General features: G+C 43.3%; 11 protein-coding genes. 8 read left to right on the top strand and 3 right to left on the bottom strand.

What is annotated here, in order from left to right; translation table 11 throughout:
* Window positions 1–74 precede the first annotated feature (74 nt).
* From K2Y18_03785 to K2Y18_03795, 3 genes are all read left to right on the top strand, one after another.
* A complete protein-coding gene (locus K2Y18_03785) occupies window positions 75–1,079 on the top strand; it encodes a hypothetical protein (GenBank protein MBX9804857.1) in 1,005 nt (334 codons plus the stop codon).
* Window positions 1,080–1,276: 197 nt separating this feature from the next.
* A complete protein-coding gene (locus tag K2Y18_03790; protein MBX9804858.1) occupies window positions 1,277–1,576 on the top strand; it encodes a hypothetical protein in 300 nt (99 codons plus the stop codon).
* Between the two features lie 13 nt (window positions 1,577–1,589).
* Complete coding sequence (locus tag K2Y18_03795; GenBank protein ID MBX9804859.1) at window positions 1,590–1,991, top strand: helix-turn-helix transcriptional regulator; 402 nt, start codon at window positions 1,590–1,592, stop codon at window positions 1,989–1,991.
* A gap of 9 nt (window positions 1,992–2,000) precedes the next feature.
* On the opposite strand, the gene tsaD is transcribed toward K2Y18_03795, so the two are convergent.
* The 3 genes from tsaD to K2Y18_03810 form a co-directional block, all read right to left on the bottom strand.
* Entirely contained in the window at window positions 2,001–3,008 is a 1,008-nt protein-coding gene (gene tsaD, locus K2Y18_03800) for a tRNA (adenosine(37)-N6)-threonylcarbamoyltransferase complex transferase subunit TsaD (GenBank protein ID MBX9804860.1), read from the bottom strand.
* A gap of 32 nt (window positions 3,009–3,040) precedes the next feature.
* On the bottom strand, window positions 3,041–4,861 hold the full coding sequence (gene typA, locus K2Y18_03805; protein ID MBX9804861.1) for a translational GTPase TypA: 1,821 nt from the start codon (window positions 4,859–4,861) through the stop codon (window positions 3,041–3,043).
* A 285-nt stretch (window positions 4,862–5,146) separates the two neighbouring features.
* Window positions 5,147–7,060, bottom strand: a complete 1,914-nt coding sequence (locus tag K2Y18_03810) for a hypothetical protein (GenBank protein MBX9804862.1) — start codon at window positions 7,058–7,060, stop codon at window positions 5,147–5,149.
* Window positions 7,061–7,384: 324 nt separating this feature from the next.
* On the opposite strand from K2Y18_03810, the gene K2Y18_03815 reads away from it, so the two are divergent.
* From K2Y18_03815 to K2Y18_03835, 5 genes are all read left to right on the top strand, one after another.
* Complete coding sequence (locus K2Y18_03815; protein ID MBX9804863.1) at window positions 7,385–8,728, top strand: MFS transporter; 1,344 nt, start codon at window positions 7,385–7,387, stop codon at window positions 8,726–8,728.
* Between the two features lie 50 nt (window positions 8,729–8,778).
* Complete coding sequence (locus K2Y18_03820; protein MBX9804864.1) at window positions 8,779–9,225, top strand: cupin domain-containing protein; 447 nt, start codon at window positions 8,779–8,781, stop codon at window positions 9,223–9,225.
* Between the two features lie 97 nt (window positions 9,226–9,322).
* Window positions 9,323–10,432 carry a glycosyltransferase gene (locus K2Y18_03825; protein MBX9804865.1) on the top strand — a complete coding sequence of 370 codons (1,110 nt, stop codon included), beginning with the start codon at window positions 9,323–9,325 and terminating at the stop codon, window positions 10,430–10,432.
* Window positions 10,429–11,523: a glycosyltransferase gene (locus K2Y18_03830; GenBank protein MBX9804866.1), complete on the top strand. Its 1,095-nt coding sequence runs from the start codon at window positions 10,429–10,431 to the stop codon at window positions 11,521–11,523. The genes K2Y18_03825 and K2Y18_03830 overlap by 4 nt, the downstream gene beginning before the upstream one ends.
* A gap of 12 nt (window positions 11,524–11,535) precedes the next feature.
* Entirely contained in the window at window positions 11,536–12,483 is a 948-nt protein-coding gene (locus K2Y18_03835; protein ID MBX9804867.1) for a hypothetical protein, read from the top strand.
* The last annotated feature ends 2 nt before the right edge of the window (window positions 12,484–12,485 follow it).

Below are 12,485 nucleotides of genomic sequence, written 5' to 3' on the forward strand. Positions count from 1 at the left end.
AACCAGATTAACCGGGTCTTAATGATTTCATGATAGGATGTAATTAGGAAATTTTTAAAGTTTAGGAGTCTTCTATGTTGCGCCGTATCCTTATCGTCTTTGCACTGCTCAATTTTTCCACATACGCCATACAGGAAGAACCAAAAGACTGCCCCGCCCTAGTACAAGTGGATGAGACAGGCTTTCCTACTTCCCTCTCCTATCATGAGATGGACATTTTAGCAGGCGGAGGATGTTTAAATAATGAAGCTGGCATGAAGATCATGGCATTAGAACCACAGGCTATGATCGCTATTATTCCGGGTGCTGGCAAGAGACTCGTGAGAAGAACGCTCGCAAAACTCAATATATCTGAGGAAGCCAAAGCCCAAGCGTATGGGGATATAAAACAAGTTGGTAATCGCAAAGTCCGAACCTATCAATACATTCCAGCCATCGGCAAGGTTGGTGGGCAATTTTCCGTATATTCTGAAGACTCGAACTCTCCTCCTCATTTGAGAAAATCCCTTGAAAAGCAAGATAGCCGAGTTATAGAAAAACTTAAAAGAAGGGACCTTGTTGCCACAACGGAATTGCAAAAAGGCAAGTCTGACCCTCTGGTGATCGAGCACTTCATAGAAGAACAGGTGGGTACATTAAGAGGTCTTCTAAGCCAGTCAAAATCAGACTATGAAAAAAACAAAGCTTTGATCATAGACGCTATACAAAAAAAGGATATGGAAGCTTATGAGTATCTGTCCCTGTGGCTTCGAAAAACTGACTCCCAAATCATATTCCTACGCCAGCAAATATACTTATTCGAAAAGAAAATTAATGATGTAAGACGTGAGTTACCGCAAACGGAGCCTGTTGATTGGATCAATTTGAAAGGGATTTTTATTAACATTAATTTTATCCATCAAGAAATTGATCAGGAACTTAGTACATTTATAGAACATCATCCTGACTTTATGAACCATCACCCAGGGTATCCCAAAGCCAGACAATTAGTAGGTATTAGAGGAAACTTCAACGTTGATGTTGCTCCAGAACCCCATAGCCCCCCTCTCCCTAAACGGTCGAGCCGGGAGAAGAAGTAACGACCTAATCAGGGACGAAAAAGCCCTTCTCAGAGTCTGCATCTCTGTGAAGGGCTCGCTCAATTGCCACGATGAAAGAATTCTTTGAAGATATCTTCTAACACCAAATATTTCAATGTATAGCTTGAGATTTTGGATCAAAACAGATACAATCTGCCACAGAATGTGATTGAATCAGTAAGTTGGGAGATGAATTGATGGATATTACACGTTTCCCTTATTTTTCTTACCAAGATATGCTTGAACCTATTGCAAACCCCATAACTTCAATGGCAAATATAAAATTTCTTACTTTTAGAAGAAAATATTTAAACAAAGAACAACTTCTTATTAGCAACGACATTGAATTTTCATATGAATACTACTCCAAGGAATTATATCACTACGGGGTTTTTGAAAAAGATATACGGCATTATGAATCTACGTACCATATGTGGGATCATTTCCCCTCTAATTATCCCCGTCATGCCTACGATCATATAATAAAGACATCTTAATTATGCCCACGGGATGACAATCACGCAACAACACGATATTTATTGTGATTCTTTTGTTTTTGCTTCTCAGGCAGGTAATGAGGAAGTCAATAATTTTTACATCAATAAGAAAACCATATTTGAAGAATTCATATGCGGGTTATATAAAAATTTCCAGTCTGTAATTGATCGGCTTTCTGACCATACATTTGTTTTACCTGATGATCGAGGGAAAAGTATAAATAAGGTTGATCTCCTCGCGCCCCGCCAACGAGATTGTGGAATTTTACTGGTTGAAGGAAAGACAACGAAAGAAATTGCCAAGATCCTAAACATTTCACCTCGTACAGTGGAAGAGCATATAGATGTTCTGAAAGCAAAATTTGAAGCAACAAATCGAGCCCAACTCAGTTATTCATTACGTCAATATCTTTAACTTTATGGCCTACCCACACAAGGGCCAGCGGGGGCGGGGGATGAAGTCGAGGGTATCCGTCAATCCCAGTTTCAATTTTTCAATCCCCACCCAAGCAATCATGGCTGCATTATCTGTACATAAGGCTATAGGGGGGGCTGTAAAGGTAAGGCCTTGAATCTCACACAAAGAGGATAGACGCGCCCGTAGCGTCGCATTGGCCGCAACCCCACCAGCAACAACAAAATGCTGAACGGGCTTTTGAAGCATCTGAATGGCGTTCTTCGCCCGCTCTTCTAGACAATCAGCAACCGCTTCTTGAAAGCTCGCAGCTAAATCTGCCTTTTCTTCGGGGGACAAGGGCGTATGTTTTTCTGCCGTCATACGAACAGCTGTCTTCAAGCCTGAGAATGAAAAATCACAACCCGGACGGCCTTTTAAGGGACGGGGCAACTCATACCGTTTGCCATTTCCGTTAAGAGCCAGCCTTTCAAGGGCCGGGCCGCCCGGATAGCTGAGCCCAAAAATGCGAGCAACCTTATCAAAAGCTTCGCCAACCGCATCATCTATGGTTGATCCCAGTAATCGATATTGTCCAACACCAGATACCTCTAAGAATTGGGAATGTCCGCCAGAGATTAAAAGGAGTAAAAACGGAAAAGGAAGATCATGGGTGAGGCGCCCGGTGAGGGCGTGACCCTCTAAATGATTGACGGCTATGAAAGGAAGATTTTTGGCAGCGGCCATGGCTTTTGCGGTCATCACACCAACGAGAACCCCACCAATCAAGCCTGGTCCTGCTGTTACGGCAATGCCATCCAAGTCATCGAGGGTTACATCAGCATCCTTCAAGGCTTGCTCAATAATGGGTTGGAGATGATCTAAATGGGCGCGGGCAGCTTTTTCGGGCACCACGCCACCATAGGGTTGATGACCCGGGATTTGGGATACCAGAACATTGGAAAGGATGGTTCGGTCATCGCGAACGATGGCCGCTGCCGTCTCATCACAACTGGTTTCAATTCCCAAAACAATCATGGCTCACAACCCTTCGCTTCTATAGGAAGCGGTTAGTTCTTTGCAGCGCGTTCTGCTCTTTTACGATCGTTTGGATCCAAAACTGCTTTGCGTAACCGAATGCTTTTGGGCGTGACTTCTACGCGTTCATCATCTTGAATGTAGGCAATCGCTTGCTCCAAAGTCATGATTTTGGGTGGCGTTAAGCGAATGGCTTCATCTTTTCCAGAGGCACGAACGTTGGAAAGCTGTTTGGCTTTTAACGGGTTAACCTCTAGGTCATTTTCGCGGCTATTTTCACCGATAATCATGCCTTGGTAAACTTGGGTGCCTGGATCTAAAAATAAGATACCACGTTCTTCTAAGGTGTTGAGAGAATAAGCAACAGCCTCACCACTACCATTACAAATCAACACGCCGTTGCGGCGCCCTTCGATTGGACCTCGGAAAGGACCATAAGCGTGGAAGACGCGGCTCATAATGCCGGTACCACGCGTTTCAGTTAGGAATTGTCCATGATATCCGATTAATCCACGAGAAGGGGTCAAAAAGATAATTCGGGTCTTACCACCACCAGAGGGGCGCATATCTTGCATTTCAGATTTACGGGCGTTCATGCTTTCAACAACCGTACCCACGAACTCATCATCCACATCGATCTGAATTTCTTCGATTGGTTCCAAACGACTCCCATCAGCGTCTGTTTGATAAAGTACACGTGGACGGCTGATGGAGAGCTCAAAACCCTCACGGCGCATGGTTTCAATAATCACACCAAGTTGCAATTCCCCGCGACCTGCGACTTCAAACGCATCTTTATCTGCGGTCTCAGTGACGCGAATCGCCACGTTGCCTTCAGCTTCACGTGCTAAGCGATCCCGCAACATACGAGATGTTAATTTTGTACCCTCACGCCCAGCTAAGGGAGAGTCATTAATAGAAAACGTCATGGCCAAAGTAGGGGGATCTATTGGCTGACCAGGAAGTGCTTTTGTGATTTCGGGAGATGCAACCGTTTCTGCAACGGTCGCTTTTTCAAGACCAGCAAGAGCTATAATGTCCCCTGCTTCGGCTTGGTCGATAGAAATGCGCTCTAAACCACGGAATGCAAGGAGTTTATTGATGCGTCCCGTCTCAACAATATCACCTTCTCTATTTAAAACCCGAACCGGCATGTTGATTTTAGCCGTTCCTGAGAAAATGCGGCCCGTGAGAACACGTCCCAAATAGGGATCATATTCACGGGTGGTAATGAGCATTGCAAAGGGAGCATTTTCAACGGTTTTTGGGGCATGAACATGGTTAACAATTAAGTCAAACAACGGAGAAATATCGACACGATCTTGAGTGAGGTCACGGACCGCCCAACCGCCACGACCTGAAGCATAGGCAATGGGAAAGTCCAGCTGGTCGTCATTGGCATCTAACGCCATGAACAAATCAAATATTTCTTCCAACACTTCATCTGGACGGGCATCATGACGATCAATTTTATTGATAACAACGATTGGTCGCAAACCTAATTTCAAGGCTTTGCTTAAAACGAATTTCGTTTGAGGCATCGGGCCTTCAGCTGCATCGACAAGAACAACAACGCCATCAACCATAGAAAGGATACGTTCAACTTCACCACCAAAGTCCGCGTGGCCAGGAGTGTCGACGATATTGATACGTACGTCATGCCACAAAAGGGAAGTACACTTCGCCAAAATGGTAATGCCGCGCTCCCGTTCTAAATCGTTGGAATCCATGGCACGTTCAGCAACATTTTGGTTACTACGGAAGGTGCCGCTCTGCTTGAGCATGGTATCCACAAGGGTTGTTTTTCCGTGGTCAACGTGGGCAATAATGGCAATATTACGAATTTGATTCATCGTCGTTCAAGTATCCTAAAAATAAAGTAAAAAGTCTTCCTATGATATATATGGGTCAGTCTCTATTGAAATACAACATCTTTATCAAGAAAAGCTGCTTGATCAGAGTTTACATAGACTCATATTAACAGGAAATAAAGTCTATCTTAAGGGACGAGTATACGCATAATCTTGTAAAAATGGTAGTGAAATTCAATTGTCGTCGACTATAATCATCTAAATCTTCATCAAAAAAGGCAGGCTCAAGGCCTGCCTTAAAAGAAGTACGATTGATATACCTTATCGTTACTTTTTATTCAATTTTCCAAGAGCAGATTTTGTATTGGATGCCATTTTGCTTAAGGAGCCTACAACTGAAGGAATAATAGTTGGGTGTAAGACGTGCATTTCTTCTACACAAGCAAGAATTGCCGCAGTGTACCAATTTCCAGAAGTCAAGCGAGCTCCAAAGACAAATTCTGTAACATAGTTGAGAGCCCCGAGGGTTGCTTTAAATTTTAACGTATTATAGACCATGTTAAACGGCATTCTGGCAAGAATAATGCTATACCGCACATTCTCTAAACGATTTTGAACACGTGCGGTATGATCAATTACTGGCGCTGCTGCAAGAGTTCCTCCACGAACAAGTCGGATAGTATTTTGGATATTAGTGGCAGTGCCCCTTAATAATGACCAGGCATACCCCAAACCGGAGCCTACAAAGCCTCTTCCTTCTAACTCCTCTTGTGCCGGAAGCATGGGGGCATTTTGCATTTCCTGAACTATTTCTCTCATATCACCAATTCTAAAAGCAACTTCTTCAAATGTCACTCTCAGTTCCGGGATACTCAACTCATGACGCAAACTATGGACAGCTTGAACCGTTCCAGAAAGTCGCAAATAATTATGAGCGACGAGAGCAGGTACAGATCCATATCTTTTGGCGTTATCTGTGGTTAAAACAGAAGACAGAAACCCTGGTTGAATATGGGGACAGGGCTTCATCAGCACTTCTAATCTGTCACCAAAAAGTGGAATTCTTTCAAGACAGGCCACAAAATTCGGCTGAGAGTCAACCAAGAGAACAACATCCTGGCTGCTTTGCGCTCTTTGTAGAACACGTATGATTCCGTCCCTTTCCAATCTCAAAGCCTCAATCTTATTCGACATTTCTTCTAAAACTCTATTTTTATTGGTCAGTGTTGTCTCTAAAACACATAGCTCACTCGAACAAGTATTGAGCAATGTCTGAGATGCAGCACTATTGAAGAGCATAGCAATGGCCCACCGACCCTCATTTTCCCTAGCTACTGTCTCTTCAAGAACCTTGAGTTCAGCCTTCTTCGCTTGAATTTCATCAGCAAGCCTTTGTGCCTCACCATCATGGGTTTGGCGTTGTAATTCATCACCTAGAGAAACAAGTTCTGATCGCAAATCGTTGAGCCTTGTGTCCGATTTTTCAACCAAATCGTCTTGAAAGCTGTCGAGTTTGTCATGGAGTCTCTTAAATATTTCGCTTTGAATGAGTCGACCCATTTGAATTTGATCAATAGCATACGCAACGTTCGGTGCAACGACGTGAGGACCGATAAGATGTTTGTTTGCATAATTCGTTACCGGCTTAAGACGCAAAATATCAATAATATGTTGGGGAAGCTTGCTTCTGAGATAGCTTGGCACATGGCTTTTACCGGATAGGTCAAAGCCAGATAGTTTTCTTAATGACTTTAAAAGGTCTCCAAGGCCAGCCGCACCAAAGACGGTTCCTTCAACTGTGCCATAAAGAATAGAGATAATTTTATCTGTGAAAGGCTTGATAAAGCGATCCCCATGTATTGCATAAAGTTCTACGGCCTCTCTATAAGCAACATTGGTGAAAACATTACTTAAAGCAACGGCAACTTCATCTGTCATCAACACCTGACAAACATCTCGCATCCGGTAGGAATGTTCCAAGGTTAAAAAAGATGGTGCCTTTGGTGTTTGTGGGATAACAGCTAAGGGGTTAGAAGAATCAAGTCTTAGGGGCTGCTGATTGGGGCCCCTCACCAACTGTACAAGGGGCAGATCTTGGGGAAGCGGTGCAGCAGCATCGCGGTATATCACCTGCTGGGATTGGTTTCCTGATCCTGTGAATTGCGGTTTTTCTGCTCCAAAGGTTGGAAGCGTCACTATGCTTGAAAGCATAAAAGATGAGAGTAGCTTTTTAAAATGCATTAAATTATTCCTTTGCACTACGTAAATTATTAATTCATGGGATTCAGGGTTATCATATCGTGTAGATAGGTATCATTTCCCGTCAATTCAAGGGATACATATATTATATTCTTTGGGAGCCTTAAATTATATAAAGACAAATATATTTATATACAACAATAAGAAAATGTCAAGTTTAGTGTATGTGTTTTCACAAATTTTGTGATTAATCTTAAGGTCTTGTAACAGGAGCACTTCATACCATCCAAACTTCCGGGGAAATTTGCTGTTGACATAAACCCTCATTTCGTAGCTCATAGAAATCAATACAAACCCGAAAAAGGGATGAGAATCATGGGCTTACTTTCCTCACTCAATCGCGATCAAAAAGAATTCATTGGACTCTTGCAAATCGGTACCTTTCTTGAATATTTTGACCTCATGCTCTATGTCCACATGGCTGTGGTGATGAACGTCCTTTTCTTTCCCAAAACGGATCCTCAAACAGCAGCTCTTTTAGCAGCTTTGGCTTTTTGCTCTACTTATGTGATGCGACCCATTGGCGCTCTGATCTTTGGGTGGCTAGGAGACAATATCGGCCGCAAGTCGACGATTATTATCACAACAATTATGATGTCCCTATCTTGTATTCTCATGGCCAACCTTCCCACCTATGCTCAAATCGGGATATCGGCCGCCTGGATCATGACCATATGTCGCATCATGCAAGGAATGTCTTCTATGGGAGAGATTATCGGGGCAGAAATTTATGTGACCGAAAGCATTCCGCGTCCGAATTCCTATCCAGCAGTGGCTTGGATCATCATTGCCGCCTCCATTGGAGCGATGGTCGCCACGGGCGTTGCGACCCTTGTGACTTCCTATTATATGAACTGGCGTATTGCGTTCTGGATTGGCGCAGGGATTGCGCTTGTGGGAGCTGTGGCGCGCACCCGTCTTCGTGAAACACCAGATTTTCTTGAGTTAAAAAGACAAAAGATGAAGGAAGCCATGGATGAATTGAGCCAGGGGGAGAAGAGTCGTTCTGTTTCAAAGAAATCGAGGCCATCTTGGAAAGAACCAGTAAAGTCAAAAACGTTGCTATCCTACTTTTTAATATATTGCGGGTGGCCTTTATGTTTTTATATGACTTTCATTTATTTTAATCCCATCCTCGAATCGCGTTTTGGCTATTCTCCTGTAGACATAATCAAACACAACTTCTATTTAACATGTTTTATGGTTGTTGCTGATATCTTTTGGGCCAATATGAGCCGACACTTCCATCCGATTCGAATCCTAAAGTTTCGGTGGGGGTGCGCTTTCATCCTCATGGTCTCCATACCCTTTCTCATAGATAGTTTGACGAACATTCAGGTGCTTATTTTGATTCAAGTATCCCTTCTTTTCTTCAACTTGAGTGGCTTGCCGGCAGAGGCTGTCTTAATCTACCACTTACCCATCTACCGTCGATTTACCTTTGCGAGCTTCATATACGCCCTCTCTCGCGCCTCGATGTACATCATTACGTCGTTTGGACTGGTGTTCCTGGGAAATTATTTTGGCATCTTTGGCATTTATTTTATCACAATCCCAATAACCCTAGTTTTCCTATACGGTGTTCGTCACTTCGAGAGTTTAGAGCGAAAAATCGGGGTATATCCGAATCTTTCCTTTCCCAGCAAATGAGGGCTATTCTTGCTTAATAGACTGAAGCAAAACATTGGAGGCACATAATTATGTCATCTGAACCAGGAATGAGTCTTAAGAAAGAAAAGAAAGCCTTTAAAATCATCAATTGGCGTGAAGCCTTAAAAGAGGCGACACTAGATCCTGCCGTTAATATTAAAATAGCCTTTCTTGGGGGAGATGACACCATGATGATGGGTGTCACAGAGTTACAACCGGGCACAAAAATCAATGCTCATGTGCATGGACAGGATGTGGAGCTCTACCATATTTTAAAAGGGGAAGGAGAAATCTACATCGGGGCGCAAGAGGGGGAAAGCGTTCGATGGAATGACCCTGTCAGAGTGAAGGATGGAGATGTTTTTGGCATTAATCCCGGAATGGTTCATCAATTAAAAAACACTTCCGATCACCAACCGCTTGTGCTGATATTTAGCACCCCTATGAGCCACCTAAAAGGGGATCGCGTCGTTACATCAGATTATGTAAGCCCCTAGAAAAAAAGAAATTTTGTCGCAAAAATCCCCTCAATCGTGTAAGAAAGGTATAGGCTTACCTAGCAAAAGGTAGGATATTTCAGAGGCATACGAGGTAATGACGCAACGGAACGGTTTAACATCGATATTTATTCTCATTAGGTCTCTTAACGTTGGAGGTGCCGAACGACAGGCTTGTGTCTTAGCAAAAGCGCTTCATGACAAAGGAATGAACGTTACGGTTGGCGTATTCTATTCGGGAGGGGCTCTTGAAGAAGAGCTCCGACAGGCTGGTGTGGCGATCTATCCGCTTGATAAGAAAGGCCGATGGGATTTAGTGGGTTGGTTCTGGCGATATATAAAAGCGATTCGCAAAGTAAACCCCGATGTCATTTATAGTTTCCTGACCACCTCTAACATCGTTGCCCTTGCGGGACGTCTGTTCATTAACAAACCCGTCGTTTGGGGAATTCGCGCGTCCTATATGAATCTTGAAGCTTATGATTGGTTGGCAAAACTAACGGCTTGGGTCGAAAATAAACTATCCCGATTCGCAAATATCATCATTTTTAACGCCCAATACAGTCGCCAGTACCATGAATCGCTGGGGTATCGCCTTCAAAGGGCGATGGTTATCCCTAATGGCATTGATACGGATGTGTTTCGACCTCAAGGGGAATCGGTTAAGGATGCCACTCGGGATCAGTTGGGCATTCCGCGTGATGCTGTTGTGGTTGGCATGTTGGCCCGCGTTGACCCCATGAAAGATTATGAGACCTATTTAAACTCAGCGAACGCTTTGATTTTGCGTCATAAAAAGTTGTATTTTATTGCAGCTGGTGCGGGCACGAAAGAGGCGCCTTGGACTTATCCCCCTCGGTTCATTCCCCTAGGCATTTGGAAAAATGTTCCAGAATTATTAAATGCGTTGGACATCATGGTATTAAGTTCTTTTGGGGAGGGGTTCCCAAATGTCGTCGGCGAGGCCATGGCTTGCGGAATACCCACAATTGTGTCAGATGTTGGGGATGCTGCATATATTGTAGGAGATCAAGGCATGACAATTCCTTCCAAAGACCCTGCAGCTCTTATTCAAGCTATTGAAACCTACTTAAAAAAGCCCCCTTCTCAAAAGGCTATTCGAAATCGCATTGTTACGCATTTTAGTGTAACGCAAATGGTTGATCTCACTCTCCAAACCTTAACGAGAGCCTGTCATCGCCCATGAAAATTGCACATATCATTACTGGACTTGATTTAGGCGGAGCAGAGCGGCAACTCCAAGCCCTTGTCACCACCCAAGATGACCCTACACTTTCCCATGTTGTTATATCTTTGAAAGATGAAGGTATCATCGGGAAGCAATTGGCCTGCCAACCGGGCGTCCATCTCTATTGCTTAAACTTACACAAGTCTTTCCGCGGCCTTTGGCAGCTCTATAAGATTTTGCGCCGAGAAAAACCAGATGTTGTTCAAACATGGCTTTATCATGCGGATTTAATTGGCCTCATTATTGGTAAATTAGCCCGTGTTCCTTATATCGTATGGAATATTCGATGTTCCAACATGGACTTGTCGAAGTATTCAAAATCAACGGGACTTGTTATAAAACTTTTGAAATACCTCTCAAAATTTCCAAATGCCCTTATTGCCAATTCGAGAGCAGGGCAAAACTTTCACACACGTCTCGGTTACAAACCGCGTCAATGGGTTCTTATCCCCAATGGCATTGATACGGACCTCTTTCACCCAAATAGCTTTTTCCGCCAAGAATTTCGCAGATCTCTCAAGATTCCACAAAATGCACTTGTCGTGGGTATGCTGGGTCGGGTGGATCCCATGAAAGATCACAAGACCTTCCTGGTAGCCATGGAACACCTATCCCATATCAACGAGGATATCTATTGCCTTGTCGCAGGCAAGGGAACCGATGATGCCCCTTGGCAGGTCACTCTTCCGCGACTCGAGAGACTCGGGATGTTGGAAAATGCCCCTGAGTTCATAAATGCTCTCGATATCATGGTGTTATCTTCTGCTTTTGGAGAGGGTTTTCCCAATGTGGTTGGAGAGGCGATGGCGTGTGGAATTCCAACGATCGTAACCGATGTGGGTGATGCAGCTGCTTTGGTTCAAACCCCAGAACAAATTGTTCCCCCAAAGAATGTTGGCGAACTCATTCATGCTTTAAAGAGGCTTCTTGCTCACTCCACTGAAGAAAGACGGGAAATTGGTCAAAAAAGTCGCGAACGCATCTTAAAGAATTTTAGCCTTCCAACAATGCGGCAACGGTATGCGCTCTTTTATAAGAGTTTGAGATAATGAGAATTATATATGCTTAAAACAGGAATCTATCGTACTGAGCAGTTGAATGATCCAAAGCAACTCATATACAGGTCTCAAGAGGATAAAAAAATCTCAATAACGCTCTATCATAGTGTTATTGATGACCCCTCTAAAACCGAGATTGCAGAGCAAATTCTGTTAAACTTTACGGATGAGCGTGGCGCCTATAAAAGAACATATTCAAATCGATTTGAGGATTTTGATCAACAAACTCTTAAAGAGATCCAACGTTATTTTACGCAAGATCATCCCTTAATGCTTCACGATGCCGGGGTCAGTGATGGAAGAACATCTTGTGATTTTTTTCACAAAATCCAGCCCCTCTTTCCGAAGGTCAATTATCATGCATCAGATTATGATCCCCAAATATTTACGATTGAATCTGGAAGGACAAAAGTCGTTTTCAATAAGCACAACAAAGTTCTCGAAATTGTTTTCCCTCCTTTTGTTTTCAATGGGAATCGAGATGCCTATCGTTATCCCATAAATCACATTATTCGTTATTTGTTAGACAAAACACTTATCAAAAGACTCCTTTCAAAATATCAACAGGGCCTCATCAAAGCTCAAATGGATTTGTTATTTTGTCATCAGGCGATCGCTCTTTCTCAAAACGATAAACGCTTCCATCTTGAGCAGCATGATCTGTTGAAGGCCTTACCTGTTAAAAATTCCATTGATATATTTCGGGCAATGAACATCTTAAATCCAAGCTATTTTAGCCGCCAAGAGTTTGAAACCATCCTCACCCATATTTATGACGGACTGACGAAGCAAGGGCTTTTCATAACAGGATCCAATGAAGAATCCAACACAACCGTCAATGGGGGGATTTTTCAAAAAACGCTCACAGGATTTGAAAAAGTAGGGCATTCTGGAACAGGATCAGCGATAGAATCCATCATTTCGAATTACAGATCGCCTCGTCAAGATTAGGA

This window comes from Alphaproteobacteria bacterium, assembly GCA_019746225.1.
Lineage (GTDB): Bacteria > Pseudomonadota > Alphaproteobacteria > Paracaedibacterales > VGCI01 > VGCI01.

Coding starts and splice junctions, on each gene's coding strand:
- K2Y18_03825 (MBX9804865.1), top strand. CDS start 9,323: ATGACGCAACGGAACGGTTTAACATCGATATTTATTCTCATTAGGTCT.
- typA (MBX9804861.1), bottom strand. CDS start 4,861: ATGAATCAAATTCGTAATATTGCCATTATTGCCCACGTTGACCACGGA.
- K2Y18_03785 (MBX9804857.1), top strand. CDS start 75: ATGTTGCGCCGTATCCTTATCGTCTTTGCACTGCTCAATTTTTCCACA.
- K2Y18_03810 (MBX9804862.1), bottom strand. CDS start 7,060: ATGCATTTTAAAAAGCTACTCTCATCTTTTATGCTTTCAAGCATAGTG.
- K2Y18_03815 (MBX9804863.1), top strand. CDS start 7,385: ATGAGAATCATGGGCTTACTTTCCTCACTCAATCGCGATCAAAAAGAA.
- K2Y18_03835 (MBX9804867.1), top strand. CDS start 11,536: ATGCTTAAAACAGGAATCTATCGTACTGAGCAGTTGAATGATCCAAAG.
- K2Y18_03795 (MBX9804859.1), top strand. CDS start 1,590: ATGACAATCACGCAACAACACGATATTTATTGTGATTCTTTTGTTTTT.
- tsaD (MBX9804860.1), bottom strand. CDS start 3,008: ATGATTGTTTTGGGAATTGAAACCAGTTGTGATGAGACGGCAGCGGCC.
- K2Y18_03820 (MBX9804864.1), top strand. CDS start 8,779: ATGTCATCTGAACCAGGAATGAGTCTTAAGAAAGAAAAGAAAGCCTTT.
- K2Y18_03790 (MBX9804858.1), top strand. CDS start 1,277: ATGGATATTACACGTTTCCCTTATTTTTCTTACCAAGATATGCTTGAA.
- K2Y18_03830 (MBX9804866.1), top strand. CDS start 10,429: ATGAAAATTGCACATATCATTACTGGACTTGATTTAGGCGGAGCAGAG.